At 43.1% G+C, this 24,633-nt stretch carries 22 protein-coding genes and 1 other annotated feature; of the genes, 10 read left to right on the forward strand and 12 right to left on the reverse strand.

Going from position 1 to position 24,633, the window contains the following annotated elements; translation table 11 throughout:
* Positions 1-24 precede the first annotated feature (24 nt).
* The 8 genes from rnd to MSG37_RS10205 all read right to left on the reverse strand — a co-directional run bounded on the left by rnd (position 25) and on the right by MSG37_RS10205 (position 9,057).
* On the reverse strand, positions 25-1,134 hold the full coding sequence (gene rnd / locus MSG37_RS10170; protein ID WP_248470563.1) for a ribonuclease D: 1,110 nt from the start codon (positions 1,132-1,134) through the stop codon (positions 25-27).
* 89 nt (positions 1,135-1,223) lie between these two features.
* Complete coding sequence (gene fadD / locus MSG37_RS10175; protein ID WP_248470564.1) at positions 1,224-2,897, reverse strand: long-chain-fatty-acid--CoA ligase FadD; 1,674 nt, start codon at positions 2,895-2,897, stop codon at positions 1,224-1,226.
* Between the two features lie 184 nt (positions 2,898-3,081).
* Positions 3,082-3,963 carry an alpha/beta hydrolase gene (locus MSG37_RS10180; protein WP_248470565.1) on the reverse strand — a complete coding sequence of 294 codons (882 nt, stop codon included), beginning with the start codon at positions 3,961-3,963 and terminating at the stop codon, positions 3,082-3,084.
* Between the two features lie 8 nt (positions 3,964-3,971).
* Entirely contained in the window at positions 3,972-4,814 is an 843-nt protein-coding gene (locus MSG37_RS10185) for a methyltransferase (protein WP_248470566.1), read from the reverse strand.
* 130 nt (positions 4,815-4,944) lie between these two features.
* Positions 4,945-5,643, reverse strand: coding sequence for a M50 family metallopeptidase (locus MSG37_RS10190; RefSeq protein ID WP_248470568.1), 699 nt, complete (start codon positions 5,641-5,643; stop codon positions 4,945-4,947).
* Positions 5,636-5,947, reverse strand: a complete 312-nt coding sequence (locus MSG37_RS10195) for a hypothetical protein (RefSeq protein WP_248470569.1) — start codon at positions 5,945-5,947, stop codon at positions 5,636-5,638. The genes MSG37_RS10190 and MSG37_RS10195 overlap by 8 nt, the downstream gene beginning before the upstream one ends.
* A gap of 150 nt (positions 5,948-6,097) precedes the next feature.
* A complete protein-coding gene (gene tsaB, locus MSG37_RS10200; RefSeq protein WP_248470570.1) occupies positions 6,098-6,814 on the reverse strand; it encodes a tRNA (adenosine(37)-N6)-threonylcarbamoyltransferase complex dimerization subunit type 1 TsaB in 717 nt (238 codons plus the stop codon).
* A 317-nt stretch (positions 6,815-7,131) separates the two neighbouring features.
* A complete protein-coding gene (locus MSG37_RS10205; protein WP_248470571.1) occupies positions 7,132-9,057 on the reverse strand; it encodes an ATP-dependent DNA helicase in 1,926 nt (641 codons plus the stop codon).
* Between the two features lie 475 nt (positions 9,058-9,532).
* Positions 9,533-9,652: a sequence feature (His leader region), on the forward strand.
* A 55-nt stretch (positions 9,653-9,707) separates the two neighbouring features.
* On the opposite strand from MSG37_RS10205, the gene hisG reads away from it, so the two are divergent.
* The 10 genes from hisG to MSG37_RS10255 all read left to right on the forward strand — a co-directional run bounded on the left by hisG (position 9,708) and on the right by MSG37_RS10255 (position 19,688).
* The gene (gene hisG, locus MSG37_RS10210) at positions 9,708-10,607 is read left to right on the forward strand and encodes an ATP phosphoribosyltransferase (protein WP_248470572.1); all 900 of its coding nucleotides are present in this window, start codon (positions 9,708-9,710) and stop codon (positions 10,605-10,607) included.
* A gap of 3 nt (positions 10,608-10,610) precedes the next feature.
* Positions 10,611-11,978 (forward strand): histidinol dehydrogenase, encoded by a 1,368-nt coding sequence (hisD, locus tag MSG37_RS10215; RefSeq protein WP_248470573.1) that lies wholly within the window; start codon positions 10,611-10,613, stop codon positions 11,976-11,978.
* Positions 11,975-13,057, forward strand: a complete 1,083-nt coding sequence (gene hisC / locus MSG37_RS10220; protein ID WP_248470574.1) for a histidinol-phosphate transaminase — start codon at positions 11,975-11,977, stop codon at positions 13,055-13,057. The genes hisD and hisC overlap by 4 nt, the downstream gene beginning before the upstream one ends.
* Positions 13,058-13,136: 79 nt before the next feature.
* Complete coding sequence (hisB, locus tag MSG37_RS10225; protein ID WP_248470575.1) at positions 13,137-14,228, forward strand: bifunctional histidinol-phosphatase/imidazoleglycerol-phosphate dehydratase HisB; 1,092 nt, start codon at positions 13,137-13,139, stop codon at positions 14,226-14,228.
* Entirely contained in the window at positions 14,225-14,938 is a 714-nt protein-coding gene (gene hisH, locus MSG37_RS10230; RefSeq protein ID WP_248470576.1) for an imidazole glycerol phosphate synthase subunit HisH, read from the forward strand. Before hisB ends, hisH begins: the two co-directional genes overlap by 4 nt.
* A complete protein-coding gene (hisA, locus tag MSG37_RS10235) occupies positions 14,935-15,672 on the forward strand; it encodes a 1-(5-phosphoribosyl)-5-[(5-phosphoribosylamino)methylideneamino]imidazole-4-carboxamide isomerase (RefSeq protein WP_248470577.1) in 738 nt (245 codons plus the stop codon). Before hisH ends, hisA begins: the two co-directional genes overlap by 4 nt.
* Positions 15,654-16,427 (forward strand): imidazole glycerol phosphate synthase subunit HisF, encoded by a 774-nt coding sequence (hisF, locus tag MSG37_RS10240; protein ID WP_248470578.1) that lies wholly within the window; start codon positions 15,654-15,656, stop codon positions 16,425-16,427. The genes hisA and hisF overlap by 19 nt, the downstream gene beginning before the upstream one ends.
* 37 nt (positions 16,428-16,464) lie before the next feature.
* A complete protein-coding gene (hisIE, locus tag MSG37_RS10245; protein ID WP_248470579.1) occupies positions 16,465-17,106 on the forward strand; it encodes a bifunctional phosphoribosyl-AMP cyclohydrolase/phosphoribosyl-ATP diphosphatase HisIE in 642 nt (213 codons plus the stop codon).
* A 525-nt stretch (positions 17,107-17,631) separates the two neighbouring features.
* Entirely contained in the window at positions 17,632-18,411 is a 780-nt protein-coding gene (locus tag MSG37_RS10250; protein ID WP_248470580.1) for a transporter substrate-binding domain-containing protein, read from the forward strand.
* A gap of 173 nt (positions 18,412-18,584) precedes the next feature.
* The gene (locus MSG37_RS10255; RefSeq protein WP_248470581.1) at positions 18,585-19,688 is read left to right on the forward strand and encodes a phosphoribosylaminoimidazolesuccinocarboxamide synthase; all 1,104 of its coding nucleotides are present in this window, start codon (positions 18,585-18,587) and stop codon (positions 19,686-19,688) included.
* A 92-nt stretch (positions 19,689-19,780) separates the two neighbouring features.
* Here MSG37_RS10255 and lpxM read toward each other — a convergent pair whose 3' ends face one another.
* The 4 genes from lpxM to pheS form a co-directional block, all read right to left on the reverse strand.
* Complete coding sequence (gene lpxM / locus MSG37_RS10260; protein WP_248470582.1) at positions 19,781-20,719, reverse strand: lauroyl-Kdo(2)-lipid IV(A) myristoyltransferase; 939 nt, start codon at positions 20,717-20,719, stop codon at positions 19,781-19,783.
* Positions 20,720-20,796: 77 nt separating this feature from the next.
* Positions 20,797-21,093 carry an integration host factor subunit alpha gene (gene ihfA / locus MSG37_RS10265; RefSeq protein ID WP_012142935.1) on the reverse strand — a complete coding sequence of 99 codons (297 nt, stop codon included), beginning with the start codon at positions 21,091-21,093 and terminating at the stop codon, positions 20,797-20,799.
* A gap of 4 nt (positions 21,094-21,097) precedes the next feature.
* Positions 21,098-23,485, reverse strand: a complete 2,388-nt coding sequence (gene pheT / locus MSG37_RS10270) for a phenylalanine--tRNA ligase subunit beta (protein WP_248470583.1) — start codon at positions 23,483-23,485, stop codon at positions 21,098-21,100.
* A 16-nt stretch (positions 23,486-23,501) separates the two neighbouring features.
* Positions 23,502-24,485, reverse strand: a complete 984-nt coding sequence (gene pheS, locus MSG37_RS10275) for a phenylalanine--tRNA ligase subunit alpha (RefSeq protein ID WP_248470584.1) — start codon at positions 24,483-24,485, stop codon at positions 23,502-23,504.
* Between the last annotated feature and the right edge of the window lie 148 nt (positions 24,486-24,633).

Below are 24,633 nucleotides of genomic sequence, written 5' to 3' on the forward strand. Positions count from 1 at the left end.
CTATCGCGGGCTTTTTAATATTTATTATAGCTTTAACTTGCTCAGGGGATCAGCAACAATAGCTTCACGCCACCCAGTTAAAATCAGTGGCTTATCGCCTTGTTTACCGGCCCAGATCCACTCTAAATATTCGTGTATAAACTTCTTCGAACCTAGTAGCTCAATTGGAATATTGTTAGCTTCTGCTTGCTCTGTAATACAGTTTTTAATGCTTTTAAACGCAATTTTATAGCCAGTCTTAAGGGCTATTACATCTAACGGTTTAGGCGGGTTATCAAAACTCACATTGGCAATTATCCGGCAGATTTCTTTGCCATGAATACGCTTTTCTTGCTCTGTTAGTTCTGTCAGCTTATAGAGATCATTACTATTTTTAGGCTGCTTTTTAGCAAGACCAATTAGCGCATGATCTTTAACAACAAAGCCCAACGCTAAATCTTTTTGTAGTGCACGCTTTAAACGCCAGCTTGCAAGATCGCGTAATACAGCGAGTTGATTACTGGTTAACTGGAAGGCATTTTTAACTTTTAGGTAAGCTGTCTCAGGATCCGGTTGCTCAAGACGACCCTGCGTCATACGCACGCCCTCTTCATAAATCCAATCGAGTCTGCCCTGCTCTTCTAGTTTCTGCACTAGTTGCGGATATAGCTTATAAAGATAATAAACGTCATTAGCCGCATAGTTTAGCTGAGCCTCAGTTAACGGGCGCTTGATCCAATCTGTACGCGACTCACCTTTATCAAGGCTGACTTCTAATGTCTGCTCAACAAGTTTGGCGTAGCCTAAACCATGGCCCATACCTGCGAGGCTAGCAGCTATTTGGCTATCAAATAGGTTTGTTGGTTGGCACTGACCATAATGTGCAAACACTTCTAAGTCTTCACTGCATGAGTGCAGTAATTTGACACTGCTTTCTTTTTTAAGCAGTTGCCAAAATAGATCAAGATTACTCACAGCCAATGGATCGATTAACGCCAGTGTTTTACCGTCATAAGCTTGAATAAGACCTAATCTTGCATAATAGGTGCGAGTACGAACAAATTCTGTGTCTAGCACCAATAAATCAGCTTCTTGGTATTGCTCTACAAGGGCCGCTAAACTGGCATCATCTTCAATATATTGAAACGCTAACAAAGTTGTCTACTCCATAAATATGCAAAAGCCGGCTGTCGCCGGCTTTAGTCTAATCAAAAGTGGCATTCACCACATTATGATTCATGAGGTTAATCTTGCTTAGCCTCATCTCTCAATTCCCGACGTAAGATCTTACCTACGTTGGTTTTAGGCAGTTCATCTCTAAATTCTACCAGCTTAGGAATTTTATAGCCCGTCAAATGCACGCGACAATGCTTAATTACGTCCTCTTTGGTTAAAGATTTGTCGTTTGCAACCACAAATACCTTAACTAGCTCGCCAGAAACCTCATGCGGTACGCCAACAGCGGCCACTTCGATAACTTTAGGATGCAGAGCAACGACTTCTTCCACTTCATTCGGGAACACGTTAAAGCCAGAAACAAGGATCATGTCTTTTTTACGGTCAACAATAAAGAAGTAACCTTGCTCGTCCATGTAACCGATATCACCTGTAGCCAAATAGCCATCTTTATCAATAACATTGCTCGTTTCTTCTGGACGCTGCCAATAACCCACCATAACCTGTGGACCTTTAGCAAATAGCTCACCTGTTTCGCCTTGTGCAAGCACATTACCTTCATCGTCACGTACTTGAATATCAGTGTTGGCTACAGGGAAACCAATTGAGCCATTGTAACCATCAAGGTTGTATGGACAACAAGTCACAAGTGGCGCGGCTTCCGTTAGACCGTAACCTTCAAGTAGACGAGTTTTGGTTAAACCTTGCCACTTATCAGCAACTGCACGTTGAACCGCCATACCGCCACCGATTGAAAGCTTTAACTCGCTAAAATTAAGCTTTGCGAAATCTTCGTTATTCACTAATGCGTTAAATAACGTATTTACACCTGTTAATACTGTAAATGGGTGTTTTTCTAGCTCGCTAACAAATGCTGGTAGATCACGTGGGTTAGTGATCAATAGGTTATTCGCACCTTTATGAATAAACAGCAAGCAGTTAACCGTTAATGCAAAGATATGATAAAGCGGCAATGCCGTTACCACGAACTCTTTGCCTTGCTCTAACATTGGGCCGTATGCTGCGTCGGCTTGAAGTAGGTTACTGACCACATTGCTATGACTGAGCATCGCGCCTTTTGATACGCCGGTAGTACCACCAGTGTATTGCAGGAAGGCTAAATCATCTTTCTTAACCGTTGGTTTAACATACTGCATGCGTCGGCCTTTAGATAAAGCCTTACGCATTGAGATAGCTTGTGGCAAATGGTACTTAGGCACCATTTTCTTAATGTATTTAACAACAAAGTTAACGACTGTGCGCTTTGGTGCGCTCAGTAAGTCGCCTAAACCAGTTAAAATGACACTTTCAACAGGCGTGTCGGCAACCACTTTTTCAAGCGTATGAGCAAAGTTAGACACTACAACAATGGCTTTTGCGCCGGAATCGTTAAGCTGATGTTTGAGTTCACGTGGCGTGTATAGCGGGTTTACGTTAACGACCACCATACCTGCGCGCAAAATACCAAACAATGCGATAGGATATTGTAATAGGTTCGGCATCATAATAGCGACGCGGTCGCCTTTATTTAGCTTCAATTCATTTTGGAGGTATGCCGCAAAGGCTCTACTGCGCTCTTCTAGCTTGCGGTAGGTCAAAACAGCGCCCATGTTTACAAAGGCTGGTTGATCCGCGTTTTTAGCGACTGAGGTTTCGAACAAATCAACAAGTGATGCATATTGCTCTATATCAATCTCAGAAGGCACGTCATCTGGTAGATTATTAATCCAAAGTTGGTCCACAAAAATCTCCTAATCTCTCCACCTGCGGTAAAACACCCGCAAAGCTTGTTAGCAGCTTGCCAAGTAAGCAAGCTAAAACACTGTCTGGTCTTTATATTTTTTTAGTCAACGCCAATAAATCATACAAGCGTTTAAATTTTGATTATCATCACATAAATGACACAAAAAACCTAGCCTCTTTTTTCTAGGCGGTTAAGAAGTCTCTAATCGCCTCAGAAACTTGTGCCGCATTCCCCATATGCAGATGATGATCACCATCAAGCTCTACAGTTTGTAACCGCTCAAACCAGCGATGCGCCATCGGGATCGCCTCTCGCAACTGAGGAAAACCTCCGCTACCAGAAATTAATAGAGTATTGACTGTATGGGCTTGCATTAAGGCATCGACTTGAGAAAAAGTCAGTCTTAAAGGGGAATCTAATTTTAAGCGAGGATCACTGCGCCAGCATACCCCAGAATCAAGGTTTTGCATATTGCGCTGAGTCAATAATTCGCACCATTGCAGGTCTAGTGCGGTTAATTTGTGCCGTGCATTGGCTGCAATAGCCATATCACGATAAATACTGGCAGGTTTAGCTTGTGTTGCTAAAAATCGTCTATGTCCAGCAAAGCTATTTTGCAGGCGTGTTTTAGATTTAGACTCGCTCTCATAAAGAGGAGAAAGCGCTTCAATAAGCACCAATTTGTCAACTTTGTCGGCAAACGCTGCTGCATAAGCTGAAGCAATAATGCCGCCTAATGAGTGACCAACAAGAGCGAATGGTTTGCGCTTAACAACATGAGTTAACACTTCAATAAGCGCATCTAAGTCGTAAAGGTAATCAACCCAATGCAGCGGGTAACTACCAGGTCTATGCTGAGAGCCGCCATGACCCGGCCAATCAATAGCTAAAACTTGGTAATCGGCGAGATAGTGACTCAGTGGCTCAAAGCTATTGGCATTATCTAGCCAACCATGTAATGCCAATAACAGTGGTTTGTCCGGCGAACCCCATAATCGTCCCGCTAAGGTAATATGGGGTAACTTAAGGGTTATTTCGTTATCGGGTTCGCAGACTAAGTGCATCTATACAATTACTTTTTGATAAATTTAAGCGTCATTCTATCGCTTTCACCAATATCGAGATACTTTTGTTTATCTTGCTCATCAAGCGCTAAACGTGGTGGTAATGTCCACACCCCTTTCGGATAATCTTTAGTATCTTTTGCATTGGCATTAACTTCTGAGCTCGCAACAAAAGTAAAGCCCGCTTTTTCAGCAAGTTTAATCACTTCGGCCTGTTCCATATAACCGGTTTTAGCGTCCATTCCAGGGTTGGCTCTGTGCTCAACAATACCAAAAGTACCGCCTGACTTTAACACTTTGTAGGCTGAGTCAAACACTGGCTCTAAATACCCTTTCATCGCCCAGTTATGCAGGTTTCTAAAAGTAAGTACTGCATCGACGCTATCATCTTTACCCATAGCATAATAAGTTGGAGGATCGAATGTGACAGTGCTCGCCGCTCCGAGCTTTGCTTGATTATCTATTAGCCAAGCTTCAAACTTTTTACCTGATTTAGCGCGGTAGCCATTTTTTAGCTTTTCATCACTTGGATTGGTGTCGAAATTACCTGCAACATAGTGGCCTTCTGCAGCTAAATACGGCGCTAAGATCTCAGCGTACCAACCGCCACCAGGCCATAACTCAATCACCGTATCGGTAGGTTTAATGTCAAAAAAGCTTAATGTTTGCTGTGGATGACGATATTCATCTCGAGCGCTGTTTTTCGCTTGTCTAAAATCACTATCCACTGCGGTTTGTAATGCTGAATTACTATGTGTCTCATCACCATGAGCGCTAACTGTGGTGCTTAAAAGTGATAAACTGCAGGTGCTAGCAAGTGCAATACTTGCTGCAATAAATGTCTTTTTCATTGTCTTTCTCCCTTATATGACAGGCATCAACCTAGCAGTCGATTAACAAAAATCCAACCCATATAAACAGAGATTTACATTTTTATATAATATTACAGCTCGTTAAAATGTATTTAAAAATAACAAGGGACTATTTTTGCTTTAATGCGGCACTATCCACCCTGCGCCAACATAAAAATAGCATTGCAGCACTGGTTGCTAACCATACAAAAACCCAGAACCATGCAGGCAGCCAGCTTTCACCAGCCAGCATATTGGCATCTCCCTGCCCTTCTAAGCCTAGTAACACCATGGGGCTGGCTAATGCATTCAGTATGATCATCAGTGCCATGACTCTTAAACTACTGGCTAAAAAGCGGTTTTGCTTAAGCTTTAATGGCAGTAAAAATAATATCGCTAAACAAGCTAAAATTGCGATGGTTAAAAAGTCACGTGCCCAAAGTAATATTGTTAATACGACTACGCTGCCCAGCAAAGCAAAACTTAAGCGAATACCTTTAGGCCAAGTGGCGAACATAAAAATGAAATATCCCCAAAGCGCTGCACCAAAGTATCCAGCAAAGCCAATAACCATCGGCCAACCGCCTTGACTAAAGCATAGTCCAGCACCGTTGGGAAATAACTGAATATGACTGACCACACCGCCTGAAAACACGGTAGCTAAAGCATGTGAAAGCTCGTGAAAATAACTCTCTAACCATTTAAATGGCACACTGACAAAAGGAATTCGTGTAACGATAAAAGCGAGGAAAAGTTCAATAAGAAAGCGAGTACGGCTGGGAGCGCCAGATGTGGGTTGTGAATGAGTAACGCTGTCAGAGTTAAGCATAGGTATCTATGCCTACCATCTGCTGGATCTCCTCGCGTTTAGCAGCATGCTGATGAATGAGATACTCAGCAACTGCGCCTCTTTGCCCCGCAGTTTGATTTTCATATTCCACATGAGCGCCAAGTCTAGATTGCAAGGCTGCGGCATCTTCTTGATATGCATTAATGGTTAACGACTGAGCAGCAATCGGCAGTGACGTCTCAACGCTATCGGCAGCATTAGTACCAATATGGCTGACAGCCTTATTAACATCTACTTTAGTCGTGGAGTGAGCCGCTGTTAAATGACTCGAATTAACCTGCATTCAATTGTCCTTAATGTCGCTAAGCATAGCTTAAGGCTATGCTTTACCAGCAGATGACTTATCGTTTTATATGACTATAAGCGTTAAGTCATCGTTCATTAGTGAGCTTATTTAACTGACTTAACTAGAGTTGCTCCTCTATTTTAGTCATTACTCTCTGCCCGGCAACTTTTGCCAAGTCACGGTATCTCGAAGATACACAGGCGTTAAGTCATCAACACTTGTGCTTAGCCCCTTGTTAACACCATCTTGTGCCAAGGCTAGCATATATTTGGCTTCAGGAAACTTAGCTTTATCATTGATAGTTAACGTATCTGTCAGCGCTAGCAGTTGCGGGAAAGCATCAAAGCCTGTGCCACAAGCGGTAATTGGCTGCTCTACATCTAAGCTTAATACTATTGCTTCTGGAGCACTAACAACTTCATCGTTCACTAAGGTCGCAATACCATTAACCTCGATATATTGGCCCCAGTAAACTTCGCCCATGCGAGCGTCAATTGCAGCAAGCACTTGCTTAGCACCATCTTCAATCGCTGATTGCGCCATGGCTGCTAGCGTTGAAATACCAATAACAGGCAGCTCTTGCCCGAGAGCTAAACCTTGAGTAATGCTGGTACAAATACGGATCCCAGTAAAACTTCCAGGTCCTCTACCGTAAGCGACTACATCAACATCTTTAAGCGCTAACTCTGCTTGAGCCAACACCGACTTCACCATTGGTAATAAACGTTGGCTATGCTCACGCGGCGCATCAGCTTGCTCGCTGTAGATTACACCCTTATGACTTACCGCTGCTGAACAAGACTCTGTACAGGTATCGAGTGCAAGAATACTTAGTGAAACCGCTTCTTTGGTTGTATCTGTCATTTAATTAGTTACCAAACTTTATAATTACGCGTATTAAATCTTCAGGCGCCGATAATACTTGAGATTTTAAGCTGACTTTAGCCCCCAATAATTACCGAACTGTTAACTAGGCAGTTGCTCGCGACTCATTTGGCACGTGTAATGCTGTTGCAATATCGCCTGTTTAATATGCTACGGCCTTTGTTTCTGCGGGCTTATGGTTATAATAAACACCGCATTAAGGCAAATGAATGCCGCGATTATACCCCAACTCTTGCTCTAGCTTTAAGTGTTAATAGCCAAACTTATTAATCGAAATCCATATCTAAGATTGAAGGTTAGTTAATTTGCTCCAAAAACGCTGTGGCTTTATCTAAATCTCGTGTTCTTGCCATAGGTGGTAGAGAATTTAAAAAAGCTTGGCCATAAGGCTTATTGACGATGCGGTTATCACACAATATCAGCACACCTTTATCTTTTTCATCGCGGATCAAACGTCCCACACCTTGATTAAGGGTAATCACGGCTTGTGGCAATGAGATTTCACTAAAGGCATCTTTACCTTCTCGTTCAATCGCTTCGCTGCGTGCCCTAAATAAATTGTCATCAGGAGAGATAAACGGCAGTTTATCAATAATCACGCAGCTTAACAGTTTGCCGCGCACATCAACGCCTTCCCAAAATGCGCCGGTGCCTAGTAGTACCGCATTGCCCAGTTGCCGATACTTTTTTAATAAACTCTGCTTACCCGCCTGCCCTTGCACTAACAATGGATAATGAACCCGCCGCTGCAGTATTGGCGCAACCGCATTTAACATTCGATGACTGGTAAACAAAATAAACGTGCGGCCTTTGGCTGCATTAACTGCTTTTACGCACACATCGACAAATTGGCTTAATGCAGCATGGTGATTATTAACGCTGGCTAGATGGCGTGGCACGCAAAAAAGGGCGTTATTTTGATAATCGAAGGGACTTTCAAGCAACATCTCTTTAGATTGGCTTAAACCAAGTTGCCGAGTAAACAAACTTAAATCTCGGTTGATTTGTAATGTTGCTGAAGTAAAAATCCAAGCAACATTAGAATCAAATAATTTGCGGCACTCTTTAGCAACATCAATTGGTGCGATACGTAACACGAGATATCGATGACCGTAGTCAATACTGTAAGCAGCCTGATTGTTCTCACATAAGAAAAATGACTCTAACTTATTGGCTAATATTTCGAGTTTCTCAATCTCATCATCAAGATCATCACTGCGACCAACATGGCCTAACAATACACTTTGCAGCGCCTTGATCTCTTTAACTAAACCCCAAGAAAGCACAGACAAAGCTTTGTTTGATTGCAATCGACGCCAATCCGTATCACCAAGCTGATATAGCGCTTGCTGCCATTCGTTAAGCTGCGCTGCACAGCGAGCACTGAGCAACTCTATTTGCTTAGCATCTCTGAGCTCAAATCGATAAATATCAATAAGTTTATTAAATACATCAGCAAGCTGCCGAGTTGCGCACTGCTGACCAAAATACGTAACCGCAATATCTGGTAAAAGGTGCGCCTCGTCAAAAACCACCACATCTGAATCAGGCAATAACTCTGCAAAGCCTGTTTCTTTTAAAATTCTATCGGCCAGAAAAAGGTGATGATTGACCACGATAACGCGCGCATCTTTGGCTCTATTGCGAGCTTTACGGGTAAAGCACTCGTCATAATAATCACAGCGCTGACCAACACAAGTTTCTTTAGCGCTGACAACCAGCGGAATAGCAGGCGAGTTTTCAGATACCGCGGTTAAACCGCCAATATCACCATCTGTGGTTTGCCCTGCCCATTGGTTAATCCTGAGTAAATCATCCAGTACTTGAGTTTCCATCGAGCTTGCGCCTGACAGCTCCTTTTCCATCAAGTGCTGACACAGATAATTATTACGCCCTTTGAGCAAGGCCACCTTTGGCGTTAAGCCAAACATATCCAGTAGTGCGGGTAAATCTTTGTAAAACAACTGCTCTTGTAGATTCTTACTGCCTGTGCTCACTATCACTTGCTTGGCGCTTAACAGCGAAGGAATAAGGTAGGCAAATGTTTTACCTACACCGGTACCCGCCTCAACAACCAGATTGTTGCGGCTTTCTATCGACTCTGTGACAGCCTTCGCCATTATGACTTGCACATCACGGCAACTAAATCCTTTGATCGATCGAGCTAATGCGCCATCGGTTGAAAATGCAGATGCGACTTGTTGGAGTAATTTGCTGCTCAAGAGTGCAAGAACCTACTGTGGTAAAAGATAGCGATTAATGGACGTCAGTTTAACTTAATTCAAATCACAACATGAGCTTTTGTTTTGCAGAGCCTATTTTACGCCGATAAAAACTGCAGGCATGGCAATGTTGAAATCAAGATTAATTGTTCACGATATAAAACAAATACTGACTACAAACGACAAGAAGCAGCTTTCATGGTATTCAATGGCGCTGAATTTCACTAATATTTAGTTCAGTTATTGGCCTAAATGACATTTAGATGAAGTTTACTCATCTGCTCAAATAAGCGCTTGCAATCATTTTTAAAACTGATTAGTTTAAATAACAGGTTAGCAAATGAGCTGCTTTAAAACAGTAGCCTTGAATGTTCAGCCTTTGAATACTCATATAGCATTTAGCTGCGCATCGAAATATTAAGCAGCATTTAAACTGATAAAGAGACACGAATATGACACAGCTTCTGAACTCTATCCATCATCACCACCATATGCGGTAGCCTTCGGAAGCTTACTGCCGGAGGACTATTTCCTTCCGGCGGTTGATTTAAAAATATCAAAAACCCTTGGAAGGAATTCTAAGGGTTTTTTGGTTTTATCTTAACAAATTGTTTTATAAGAATTTTTAAATTAACTAGTAGGAACATTCCATGTCACAGTCAACAAGATTACGTATAGCGATTCAAAAATCAGGCCGCCTTTCAAAAGAGTCACAGAAGCTTTTAAAAAGCTGTGGCGTTAAATTTAACGTTAATGAACAGCGCCTTATCGCCCACTCAGACAATATGCCAATCGATTTATTACGTGTTCGCGATGATGATATTCCTGGCCTAGTGATGGACGGCGTCGTCGATTTAGGCATCATTGGCGAAAACGTATTAGAAGAGGAGCAGATTGAGCGCCAAAGCTTAGGTAAGCCAGCTGATTGCGTGAAATTACGTGAACTTGATTTCGGCGCTTGTCGGCTATCGCTAGCGGTACCCAATGAGTTTAGCTATCAAGATGCTAGCTCTTTAGAGGGCCTACGTATTGCAACCTCTTACCCCAACCTGCTACGTCGCTACATGCAAGAAAAAGGCATTAACTACCGTGATTGCATGCTAAAAGGTTCAGTAGAAGTTGCCCCTCGTGCAGGTTTATCTGACGGTATTTGTGATTTAGTATCAACAGGCGCAACACTTGAGGCGAATGGTTTATATGAGACCGAAGTGATATACCGCTCAATGGCTTGCATCATCCAATCAACACAATCACAGCCAGATGATAAACAAGCCTTAATCAACAAAATCTTATCCCGCATTAACGGTGTAGTTCGTGCCAAAGAAAGTAAATACATTTTGCTACACGCGCCAACTGAAACCTTAGATCAAATAGTTGCCTTGCTACCAGGTGCTGAAAACCCAACAGTTTTACCACTCAATGATGACACTAACCGCGTTGCCATCCACGCTGTCAGCACTGAAGATCTGTTCTGGGACACTATGGAGCAACTCACCCAACTCGGCGCTAGCTCTATCTTGGTTATGCCAATTGAAAAAATGATGGGGTAAATCATGCAGATCCTCAATTGGCAATCACTCACCCCACAAGAACAAGTTACCGCCCTTGAGCGTTCGCCGCTCATAGGCGATAACACGCTTGAACAAAGCGTTGCAAAAATCATTGATACGGTTGTTAGCGAGCGCGATGCGGCATTGCTCAACTTTAACCTCAAGTTTGATGATGTTGCCTTAGATAACTTAGCGCTATCTAAGCAGCAAATAGCACAAGCCAGCGCCAAAGTCCCAAACGAGTTAAAACAAGCTATCGCCCAGGCAAAAGCCAATATCGAAAAGTTCCACCTTGCGCAAGTACAGCAAAATATTGATGTTGAGACTCAAGCGGGGATCCGCTGCGAGCTAAGAAGCGAGCCAATTGAGCGAGTTGGGCTTTATATCCCAGGCGGCACAGCGCCATTAATTTCTACCGTACTGATGTTAGCAATGCCAGCCAAAATAGCAGGCTGTGCTAAACGCGTTCTAGTGAGCCCGCCCCCCATTAACGACGCGATTATTTACGCGGCTAAAGAATGCGGTATAGATGAAATATTTCAAGTGGGCGGCGCCCAAGCTATTGCCGCATTAGCATTTGGTACAGAGACAATCCCTCAAGTAGACAAAATATTCGGCCCTGGTAATCGTTTTGTCACTGAAGCTAAGCGAGCAATTAGCCAAGATAACCGCTGCAAAGTCAGTATCGATATGCCAGCAGGTCCATCAGAAGTGCTGGTTATCGCAGACGGTAAAGCAAACCCTGAATTCGTTGCAGCCGATCTGCTATCACAAGCTGAGCACGGTGCTGACTCGCAAGTGATGCTAGTGACCGATAGTGAGCGATTAGCTGACAAAGTAAACCAAGCGCTAACGATGCAATTGGCAAAGCTACCTCGGGCAGAGATTGCAACTGAAGCACTACAGTGTAGCCGCACCATTATTGTCGATGATATGAGTAAAGCAGCAACGGTTTCTAACTTATATGGGCCAGAGCACTTAATCATTCAAACCGAGCAGCCACGGCAGGTACTTAACAATATCCGAGCGGCAGGCTCTGTCTTTCTCGGCGCTTATACACCTGAATCTGTTGGCGATTATGCCTCAGGCACTAACCACGTATTACCCACTTATGGCTACAGTAAGACCGTATCAAGCTTGTCACTTGCTGATTTTAGTCGCCGCTTTACCGTCCAAGAGCTAAGTGCAAAAGGACTGCAGACCTTAGGGCAAAGTGTCATGACCCTAGCAGAAGCTGAGCAACTTGATGCCCACAAAAATGCCGTCGCTATTAGGCTCGAGAGCTTAAAAGCACGAGGTGATAGTTACAATGATTGTCGTGATGCCGATAATGATGGTGTTCAGCAAGTAAAGAAGCCGGAGGCGGTATGAGCAGTACAAATGCGACCAATAAAAATGTAAGTAATATGAGTTCACTTAATTTTGCTGAGCGCCTTGCAAGACCTGAACTGCTAGATCTGCAAATTTATCAATCTGCACGCCGTATTGGTGGTCAAGGTGATATTTGGATTAACGCTAATGAATCACCGTTTAATAACAGCGAGTTTGCAAACTTAAACCGCTACCCAGAATGTCAGCCGCCAGAGTTAATTAACGCTTATAGCCAATACAGTGGCGTAGAAAAAGATTGCATCATTAGTAGCCGCGGCGCAGATGAAGCTATTGAATTACTGATCAGAGCGTTTTGCATTCCGGGTAAAGACAGCATTGCCACCTTTGGCCCAACCTATGGTATGTATGCCATTAGTGCCAAGACCTTTAATGTTGGCGTAAAACCATTATTGCTCACTGAGGACTTTCAATTGCCCACTGATTATTTGGATCAGGTTACTGGCGCAAAATTGATTTTTATCTGTAATCCGAATAACCCAACTGGCAGCGTTATACCAAAAGATAAGCTGATTGAAGTGATTAACAATTGCCCCAATGCCATAGTGGTTGTTGATGAAGCTTATATTGAATTTAGCCCTGAGTACAGCGTGGCAGATTTAGTTGCAGACTCGACAAACCTTGTGGTGCTGCGAACCTTATCTAAAGCCTTTGCCTTGGCGGGTGCACGCTGCGGTTTCTTGCTTGCTAATGCCAACATTATCGAGATCTGCATGCGGGTTATCGCTCCTTATCCTGTGCCCTTGCCTGTTAGCCAAGTCGCCGTTCAGGCACTTAGTGATAACGGCCTTACCACGATGAAACTACAAGTCAGTGAAATGAAAAGCCAAGGTGCACGTTTAGCTGATGCACTGCAGCAATTTGGCGCTAAAGTCGTCACCCCTTTTGGAAATTACGTACTTGCTGAATTTGACGATATTGAAAGCGTACAGCAAATGCTTACAAATGCAGGCGTGATAGCAAGATCGTATAGCGACCCGCGTCTTAGCCAAGCAATTCGTTTTAGCTTCACGAATAAGGCGCAAACCGATTATCTAATTAAGCTGTTTTGTTCAATCTAAATTGTAACAGCTACATACAACTATAAAGAATAACAAAAGCTTGACCTAGTTGAGCAACAGTCTGGAAGGTATACCTGCAATGAAACAGAAAATTTTATTTATCGACCGCGATGGCACATTAATCGAAGAGCCTGTCACCGATAAGCAAGTCGATAGTTTAGCTAAATTGGTGTTTGAGCCCAATGTAATCCCTGCTTTACTTAAGCTACAAAATGCGGGGTATCGCTTAGTCATGGTCAGTAACCAAGATGGCTTGGGCACACCGTCATTTCCAAAAAACGACTTTGATGCACCACAAAACATGATGATGCAGCTCTTTAATAGCCAAGGTGTACTGTTTGATGACGTATTGATTTGCCCGCACTTTGATGATGAAAACTGTAGCTGCCGCAAACCTAAACTTGGCCTAGTCAAAGATTACCTGACTTCTGGCAAAATAGATTTTACTCAGTCAGCAGTGATTGGTGACCGTGAAACCGACCTAGGCCTTGCCGATTCAATGGGCATATTAGGCTTGCAATATAATCCGGAAACACTGAACTGGAACGCCATTGCCGCAAAGCTACTGAGTAAAAACCGCAGTGCAACTGTGGTACGCACCACAAAAGAGACCGATATTTGTGTTAGCGTCGATTTAGATTCCAATGCCAAAGGCGAGATCAATACCGGCATCGGCTTTTTTGACCACATGCTTGAACAAATATCTACCCACGGTAACTTTAGAATGGATGTCAAAGTTGACGGTGATTTAGAAATTGATGATCACCACAGTGTTGAAGATACCGCGCTTGCTATCGGCGATGCACTGCGCCAAGCCCTTGGCGATAAACGCGGTATTGCGCGTTTTGGCGACACACAAGATGATGTTTTTAGGCAAGCGATCCCAATGGACGAAGCCAGCGCAAGCTGCTTACTGGACCTTTCAGGCAGACCATTTATCAAATATAGCGGTGAATTTGACCGTGAATATGTCGGGCAAATGGCCACTGAAATGGTGCCACACTTCTTCCGCTCGTTTGCTGACGGTTTGCGCTGTACCTTACACATCAGCACCCAAGGTGATAATGCGCACCACAAAGTAGAAAGTCTATTTAAGGTGCTTGGTCGTACATTAAGACAAGCAGTAAAAATTGAAGGTGACGCATTACCGTCAAGTAAAGGTGTGTTATGAGCCAATTAGCGGCAAAGGCCAACCAAACAGCAATAGTAGGTAACACAGTAATTATAGATACAGGCTGCGCTAACCTAAGCTCAGTGCGTTACGCGGTTGAGCGCTTAATGACTGAACTTGAACGTGAATCCCTGTTTGTTAGTGATGACATCGACTTAATCAAAAATGCCGAACGTGTGATCTTGCCGGGTGTAGGCACTGCTGCTGCCGCTATGAATGCGCTAAAAAGTAAAGGCTTAGTTGATGTAATAAAGTCACTACAACAACCTGTGCTTGGAGTGTGTTTAGGTATGCAAATGCTCACTCGCTCTTCAAAAGAGCGCGGCGCACAATCACAAGATTGCCCTTGTCTAGATATTATCGCCACGGAGATTGAGCAACTAGATAGTAAAGGTTTGCCTCTGCCACACATGGGGTGGAATCAAATAACCCCTAGCGATCACCCTATTTTTGATGGGGTTAGCGCTGGCAGTTATGTGTATTTTGTGCACAGTTATCGCGCGCCAATCAGCGAATACACAATAGCCAGTGCGCAGCACGGTGAAACTTTTAGTGCCGCAATTGCCAAAGACAATTTTATTGGCTTGCAGTTCCACCCAGAAAAAAGCAGTCAAGCTGGTGCAAGAATGCTAAAAAACTTCCTAAATATGACAAAAGAGACGTTTGCAAATAATGCAGCGAATACTCCCTTAACTGAGGATTTATTATGATTATTCCTGCAATCGATTTAATCGACGGCCAAGTGGTTCGCCTTTATCAAGGTGACTATGCCCAGCAAACCACATTTAATTTAAGCCCATATGAGCAGCTAAAGTCCTATCAAGCACAAGGGGCCAAATTACTGCATATTGTTGACTTAACTGGCGCGAAAGATCCAACTCAACGTCAAACAGAACTAATAGCAAAGCTTGTTAATAGATTAGATACACCGATTCAAGTTGGCGGTGGTATTCGCACTGAGGCCCAGCTAAATGAGTTATTAGAAATCGGTGTCAGCCGCGTAGTCATCGGCTCGTTAGCAGTCAAAGAACCTACGCTAGTCAAAAGCTGGTTTGAAAAATATGGCGCTGATGCGATATGTCTGGCACTTGATGTCAATATCAACGACCAAGGTGAGAAGATTGTTGCGGTATCTGGCTGGCAAAGTGGTGGCGGTAAAACGCTAGAGTCCTTGGTTGAAGAGTTTAGCACTGTTGGACTTAAACACGCACTTGTTACCGACATTAGCCGTGACGGCACACTTCAAGGCGCAAATACCCAGTTGTATCAAGAGATAGCTGAATGCTACCCGGATATTTTATGGCAAGCTTCTGGCGGCATAGCCAGCTTAGATGATGTTAATGCCGTTAAACAAAGCGGCGCTAGCGGGATTATTATCGGTAAAGCTTTGCTGATTAATCAATTTGACGTTGAGGAGGCAATTACATGTTGGCCAAACGCATAGTTCCTTGCCTTGACGTTAAAGAAGGCAAAGTAGTAAAAGGAGTTCAATTTCGTAACCACGAAATTGTCGGTGATATCGTTCCCCTCGCCCAGCGTTATGCTGAAGAAGGCGCCGATGAATTGGTTTTTTATGATATTACCGCAAGCGCGCACGATAGAGTGATCGATAAGTCGTGGGTGAGCCGTGTAGCTGAACGTATTGATATTCCATTTTGCGTTGCTGGCGGCATAAGAAGCATCGAGCAAGCAAGAGAGAAGCTCGCTTTTGGCGCAGATAAAATCTCTATTAACTCGCCAGCATTAACTGACCCGAGCTTAATTGCACGCTTACAAGATGAGTTTGGTAGACAGTGCATTGTAATAGGCATTGACTCTTATTATGACGCTGCAACAGATAGCTACAAAGTAAAGCAGTTTACCGGTGATGAAGCGGCAACTAAAGATACGCAATGGTTTACTCAAGACTGGGTTAGCGAGGTGCAAAAGCAAGGTTGTGGCGAAATAGTCTTAAATGTAATGAACCAAGATGGCGTAAGACAAGGCTATGACCTTAAACAACTCTCGATGATTAGGGCTATTTGTGATGTGCCATTAATTGCCTCTGGCGGCGCTGGTAATATGGAGCATTTTAGGGATGTGTTTGCCGAGGCTAACGTTGACGCAGCCCTCGCTGCAAGTGTGTTTCATAAAGGCATTATCGATATCCAAGATTTAAAGCGCTATTTGAAAGACAATCACATTGCCGTACGCCTTTAAACTTACGCCAATATTGAATCGAATTTAAGGATGTAACATGAACAAACTTGAGCAAAATGAATCACAAGCAAGTGATCTTATTGGCCAGCTGGATTGGGATAAAACAGACGGTTTAATTCCGGCTATTGTGCAAAATCACCTAACCGGCAAAGTATTAATGCTTGGCTATATGGATAGAGCCGCGCTAGACGTAACGCTATCGAGCAAAAAAGTCACCTTTTATAGCCGCAGCAAACAAAGACTCTGGACCAAAGGTGAATCCTCCGGCAACACGGTAGATCTTATCGCAATCGACAAAGATTGCGATAATGACAGCCTATTAGTGCAAGTTAGGCCAAATGGACCAACCTGCCATAAAGGCACTGAAAGCTGTTGGAAAAATGGTAAAGCCCATAGCTTTATCGACAACTTACAAACATTGATCGCATCTCGTAAAGGCCAAGATCCTGAGTCGAGCTACACAGCTCACCTTTTTGAGCGAGGCACGAAAAGGATTGCACAAAAGGTTGGCGAAGAAGGGCTGGAAACCGCACTAGCCGCAGCAACTAATGACAAGCCTGAATTAATTGATGAGGCGTCAGATCTTATCTATCACCTACTGGTGTTACTTGAAGATCAAGAGTTAAGCATGCAAGACATCAACCTTAACTTGATGAATAGACATAATAAAGCCAAGTAAGAGCAAAATACAAGATGGAGCGTGTCACCGCGCTCCAGTTATCATTGAACGGGTTACTGACCTTGTGTTAGGTCTGAAATTAAATACATTTCCAAATGCTCTCAACCAACAAGTCTAGTGATTCAAGTCTTCTTTTTAGTATAGATAGTTACTGCCTCATGCTGTTAATTCAAACAAAGTGAAGTGGTTAAAAGTACTGATAATCCATCACTCCTATAAAATTACACCTTAAAAAACAAGTGCATTAGTACAAATAGTGCGCTAGCATAAATTTACATTTAAATCGCTATCCGCTTTGATAACGGCGTTTTTAACTAGCGAAAAAATACGGCAGATAAACACAATATATAAATTTGATTATAAAAAGCCGCAGTTATCGATTTATTTAGAGCTAATAACTTAGGCAACTTAATTGGCACGAGCTCATTAAACACAATCTAAGTGGCACAAGTAAATTGACACAAACTAAGTCATTAGCTCAAAACGCACTATTACCCTTGCTTGATTATAATCGGTGATATCGATATGAAATTCATCAATGCTGTTTTAACCGCTGCAATATTACTCGTTGGCTACAGTCCTTTCGCTACAAAAGCCTGTGAGTTGACCTATTTGGTTATTGCCAATCAAGCCGAGCCATTTCAAATTAACACTTCAAATCACCAGTCAAATTCTGGGATCATTAGTGATGTCGTTAATTTATTAGCAGCAAAAAAGCCCTTTAGCTACACCACTCACGTAATGCCCTTCAAACGTTATGTTCATGAAATAAAAAAGCAAACCTATCGCAACTGGATAAGCTACGGTTCACCAATGTGGCGCACAAATACCGATAATGGTTATCAAAATAAACGCCTATCTAAACAGCCGCTGTTTCGTGCAAGCCACTTATTAGTGCAGCGCAGCAATGACACTCAGCACTACCAACAAGTAGAAGACCTATTTGGGAAGACGGTTATTTTACTTAAGGGCTTTGATTACCCAGGGCTTGCGCCGCATATAGCAAGCGGCCAAATTAAAAAAATTGACTTTAAAAGCCACCAAAGTGCATTAAATGCGCTAAACAACCAGCGCGGAGATCTGTTTGTCGAAATGGAAAGCCGGATCCGCTACGCCATTAAACAGCACAATATTGACCCAAATGCTTTTAAATTTACTGATATAGCCCATATCACCCCCTCACTTAATATCCACTTAGCATTTGGCAACGGGGTAAAACAAACGACGGTGGATTGGATTGACGATCAAATCATAATCATGAAAGCGACTGGAAAACTAGAGGCGATAATTAATCGGTATCAATAGTTCTTAGCAGGATAATATGTCAATTTATTGATCTCATTAGCGCTCATTTTGCATTATAGGAAACACTGTTTTCAAATTGTATAAAACTGTTATTGCTAGGGTGTTGCCCCCAAGAACTTCTGTTACAATCTGCGCCACTAAAATTAAGCTTCTCAATAATAAAAGTGTGCCCTATGAATCTTGCAGATAAAGTTTTAGTCGTAAATGACAACCTTCCTATTCGTACCAACAAACCTGTGCATTCAGGTAAAGTGCGCAGTGTTTACTGGTTAACCGAAGAAGATAGTGCTCGGTTAATTAAAGACAAAGGTTACGATGTCCCAGCCGATGCTCCACTTGCGATTATGGTGATCAGTGACCGTATTTCTGCATTCGATTGTGTTTGGCAAGGTGAAAATGGTCTAAATGGCGTACCGGGTAAAGGAACAGCTCTAAATGCTATTTCTAACCACTGGTTCAAGCTTTTCAAAGACAAAGGTTTAGCCGACAGCCACATTTTAGATATTCCACACCCGTTAGTATGGATTGTCCAGAAAGCTCGTCCAGTCATGATTGAGGCGATTGCTCGTCAATACATCACTGGTTCTATGTGGCGCTCATACACTAAAGGTGAACGCGAATTCTGTGGTATTACGATTCCTGAAGGCTTAGAGAAAGATCAAAAGCTGCCAGAGTTGTTAATCACCCCGTCAACCAAAGGTGTGCTAACAGGTCTTGAAGGTGTACCAGAAGCTGATGATGTTAACGTATCGCGTAGCGATATCGAACGTCATGTAGATGGCTTTAACTTCAGTAACCTTGCTGATATTGATCTTTACGAGAAGCTGTTAAAAGAAGGCTTTGATGTGATCAGCGATGCATTAGCAGAGCATGATCAGATTTTCGTTGATACTAAGTTTGAGTTCGGCTACGTCAATGACGCTGCAGGCAACGAAAAGCTTATCTATATGGATGAGGTTGGTACACCGGATAGCTCACGCATCTGGGACGGCTCATCGCACCGTGATGGCAAGATCATTGAGCAGTCTAAAGAAGGCTTCCGTCAATGGCTATTAAACCACTTCCCAGATCCAGATATCTTGTTAAACAAGAATCGCATGGAAGAGCGCTTTGCTTTAGCTGCTGACAATAAACTACCAGAATCAGTGATGATGGAGATCTCAAATACTTATGTAGGTATTGCAGAGAAAATCATTGGTCAGAAGCTACACATTAGCGAAAATCCAAAGCAAGAAATCATCGATATCTTACGAGACGAATATCAACTAATCGTATAACAGATACTTCAGTTAAAATTGAAGAGCATTAAAAAAGCCGCAATATCTATTGCGGCTTTTTAGTTTGTATCGAACTATTAGTGATAAATCGATTAGTGGTAAATCGATGGCTCGCCTTCAGGACGTGTTTTTAGCACACGCAAGAACCACATATACTGCTCAGGGTAAGCTAAGATCACCTGCTCTACCGCTTTGTTTAACGCTATTGCTTCGTTTTCTTTACCCTGCATGGTCTCTGGGTCAATTGCAGGCATAACCGTTAAATCAAAATGACGCTTTTTCTGATCGTAACCAATCTTAACCGGCATAACTTGCGCATTACCCGCCTGAGCCAAACGCCCAACCACAGGTAGCGTTGCCTTAGTTGTACCTAAGAATGGCGCAAATACGCTTTTATCCCGACCAAGATCTTCATCCGGCAGATAAAAGAAACTGTTATCTTGTTTTAACTCACTAAGCAGCGCACGAATGCCCGCTTCTCGCATGTAGATATTGCCGCCTTGTGAGCTTCTCATGCGATTATTGAACCAGTTAAACAACCCATTTCTATGTGCCTTAGCCATAGAGACCATAGGCAAATCTAGGTTTAACCTAAGCCCTGCATATTCAATACCCCATACATGCGGCATAATAAATATCACTGGCTGGCCTGCTGCTCTTGCTTGCTCAACATGCTCAAAACCGTGCAATTGCACTCTGCGTCTCATATGAGCGCGAGATTTCAACATAAGTTCTGATTGTGCCAATAAAATCATCACAAAATTTTCAACGTTGTCTTTTACCAACGCTTCAATCTCATCTTTAGATTTTTCAGGAAAACAAGTTGTTAAGTTAGCTCGTGCAACCTTAATTGGCTTTTTAGCAATCTTCATCACCAACTTTGCTAATACTTTAGCAATGGGATCACGCAACCAAGCAGGCATTAAGCCAAATACCACCAGCACTAAAATCGCGACCCAAGTTAGCCAATATTTAGGGTGTAACAAGCTAACGTTAAAACGGCGGTCAAAATACTTTGGCTTTCTAGACAAAAGCAAACCTCTACTGCAAGTTAACAACAGAAAAAGCCACTCTATTGAGTGGCCTCTTCATTACGACACTAATGCAATTACTTCTTTGCGTTAGCCTCTTCGACGCGGCTTTTCAGCTTCTGTCCTGGACGGAACGTTACTACACGACGTGCCGAAATTGGGATATCTTCTCCCGTCTTTGGGTTCCTTCCCGGTCTTTGATTCTTGTCCCTCAGGTCAAAGTTGCCAAAGCCAGATAGCTTGACCTGCTCACCACTTTCAAGAGCTTGACGAATTTCTTCGAAAAACGTCTCTACCATCTCTTTCGCTACTCTCTTGTTGATGCCTAGCGTTTCAAAAAGATGTTCTGCCATTTCGGCTTTGGTAAGTGCCATACTTTTAGTCCCTCAACGATGCGTTGAACTCGTCTTTCAGAGCAGAAACCACTACTTCTACCATCTCCGCGATTTCTTTTTCTTCCAGTGTACGAGCGTTGTCTTGTAATAAGAGTGCTATTGCAAGGCTCTTTTTGCCTTCCTCTACACCTTTACCTCGGTATACATCGAACAAGTTTATGCCAACCAACTGATTTTCGCCAACTTTTCTTATCATTTTTACAACATCATCGGCTGAAATTGCGTCATCTACTACGATGGCGATATCACGACGGTTTGCTGGAAACTTAGATACAGTCTGGGCTAGCGGCAAATTAGCGTGCAATAAAGCATCTAATTCTAGCTCGAAAATAATTGTTTTTCCGTTTAGGCCAAATGGCTTTTCTAGGCTTGGATGAACCGTACCTATAATACCAATTACGCGATCATCTCTTAAGATTTCAGCGCATTGCCCCGGATGTAAGGCTGGGTGTGTTGCTGCTCTGAAACTAAATTCAGTATCAGCAACAGTCAAACCGATGACTGCTTCTAAGTCACCTTTCAGGTCAAAGAAATCAACTGTTTTTGACTCCATTGTCCAATGTTCATCGTTTTGATTACCTGCAATGACAGCAGCAAGCATAGGTTGCTGTGACACACCTGACTCTGCAGTTTCATTTGGTACAAAACGTAGACCTGTTTCAAACAGTCTGACACGGTTTTGTTGACGGCTTTGGTTATAACCAACTGCAGTCAAAAGACCGGTGAACATAGACAGACGCATTGCAGACATCTCAACCGAAATTGGGTTCGGTAAGATCATTGCTTCTGCACCTGGGTGAATCAACTCTTGTTGCTTAGGATCAACAAAGCTATAAGTTACAGCTTCTTGGAAACCACGAGCAACCAACATGCTGCGCACGCGCTTAATGTTGATGTTTGATTCTTTATGATCAGACATGCTTAATTGCGCAATTGGCGCAATATTTGGAATATTGTTGTAACCGTAAATACGGGCAACTTCTTCAATTAAATCTTCTTCAATTGCCATGTCAAAGCGGTAAGTTGCAGTCGTTACGTTCCACTGCCCCTCTGCGACTTCAACAACAAAGCCTAAACGCTCTAGGATTTCAGTCACATCGTTATCTTCAATGTGGTGACCTAGGGTTTTGTCTAGTTTGCTTCGACGTAGCACGATTTGTGCAGGCTTTGGTAGGTGCTCGTCAGATTTAGCTTCAACAACAGGGCCAGCTTCACCGCCACAGATATCTAGTACTAGACGGCTTGCACGGTCCATTACTTTTTGTTGCAGTTCAGGGTCAACACCACGCTCGAAACGGTGCGATGCATCAGTATGCAAACCAATCTTACGTGCTTTACCTAAAATAGCTAAAGGCGCGAAGAACGCACACTCTAACAAAATATCAGTTGTTTCAGTGGTAACGCCACTGTGCTCACCACCAAATACACCCGCAAGTGCTAATGGTTTAGTTTGGTCAGCAATAATCAACATACCTTCAGGAATGGTAATTTCGTTACCATCAAGCAGTGTTAGCTTTTCTTCGCCCTTAGGCTTACGTACTTGAATGCCACCATCTAACTTAGCTAAGTCAAATGCGTGCATTGGTTGACCAAATTCAATCAACACAAAGTTAGTGATATCAACAATTGGGTCGATAGAGCGAATACCGCTACGACGCAACTTCTCTTGCATCCATAGTGGTGTTTCAGCTTTTACGTTAACGTTTTTAATCACACGGCCCAAGTAACGACCGCACTCTTGTGGCTCTTGCACGTCAATGCTAACTTCATCAACAATAGTTGCAGCAACAGCTTGCCAGGTAGGCTCAGTCACTGACTGACGGTTTAATACGCCCACTTCACGAGCAAGACCAGCCATACCGAGACAATCTGCGCGGTTAGCCGTTAAGTCAACGTCGATTACCGCATCGTTTAGATCTAGGTATTCACGTACGTCTTGACCCACTGGTGCATCTAATGGCAATTCAATAATGCCATCGCTTTCGATATCTACGCCTAGCTCGCCAAACGAACACAGCATACCGAATGATGGTTGACCACGTAGTTTAGCTTTCTTAATTTTGAAATCGCCTGGTAGCACAGCGCCAACCATAGCAACTGCAACTTTAAGGCCTAAACGACAGTTTGAGGCGCCACATACGATGTCGATCAGCTCATCGCCGCCAACATTGATTTTGGTTACGCGCAGCTTGTCAGCATCAGGATGCTGGCCACATTCAACCACTTCACCCACTACAACGCCGCTAAAGTCTGCAGCTACTGGCTCAACGCCATCAACTTCAAGACCTGCCATGGTAATTTGGTGTGATAATTCTTCGCGGTTAACACTTGGGTTAACCCACTCACGAAGCCAAGATTCGCTAAATTTCATGCTATTACAGCTCCGTTTATTTAAATTGCTTCAGGAAGCGTAGGTCGTTTTCAAAGAAGGAACGTAAATCGTTAACGCCGTAGCGAAGCATTGATAAACGCTCTACACCCATACCGAATGCGAAACCTGAGTACTGCTCTGGATCGATACCCACGCTGCGAAGTACATTTGGATGTACCATGCCGCAACCTAATACTTCTAACCACTTACCGTTTTTACCCATTACGTCAACTTCAGCAGAAGGCTCAGTGAACGGGAAGTAAGATGGACGGAAACGCACTTCTAGATCTTCTTCAAAGAAGTTACGTAAGAAGTCGTGCAAAATACCTTTTAGCTCGGCAAAGTTAACGTTCTCAGCGACAAGCAAACCTTCAACCTGATGGAACATAGGCGTATGAGTTTGGTCGTAATCGTTACGGTATACACGGCCAGGAGAGATAATGCGTAAAGGAGGCTTTTCATGCTCCATCGTACGGATCTGCACACCTGAAGTTTGCGTACGTAGCATTACTTTAGGGTTAAAGTAGAACGTGTCGTGATCAGCACGAGCAGGATGGTGCTCAGAGATATTGAGTGCATCGAAGTTATGAAAGTCATCTTCGATTTCTGGGCCGTCTTTAACAACAAAGCCTAACTCACCAAAGAATGCTTCAATACGCTCAATTGTGCGCGTAACTGGGTGTAAACCACCATTTTCGATACGACGGCCAGGAAGACTCACATCGATGCTTTCCGCTTTTAACTGAGCTTCAAGCTCGGCAGCCTTTAAGCCATCAATGCGAATAGAAAGTTGCTGCTGAACCGTTTGCTTAGCTTGGTTCACTGCTTGACCAAACGCAGGCTTTTCTTCTGGAGGCAGTTTACCCATCATTTTCATCATGTCGGTGATTTGACCTTTCTTACCAAGGTAATCGACACGGAGGTCATCGAGAGCTTTTAAATCTGTTGCTCCTTCGATGGCGGCTAAAGCCTGTTCTACGATCTCTGTTAACTGTGACATCATCTCTTCCAGTGCAAGTAAGTCTTCGACCTACGACTTTTGGGCTAACGTATTTTCTTTGTGAAAATAGAAAAAGACTAAAATTTTACGTTAGACAGCCACATTTGACTAGGCCTAATTCACCTTTTTTGTAGCTAACTACCTATTT

The sequence above is a fragment of the Shewanella sp. 1CM18E genome, from assembly GCF_023161665.1.
In the GTDB taxonomy this organism is placed as follows: domain Bacteria; phylum Pseudomonadota; class Gammaproteobacteria; order Enterobacterales; family Shewanellaceae; genus Shewanella.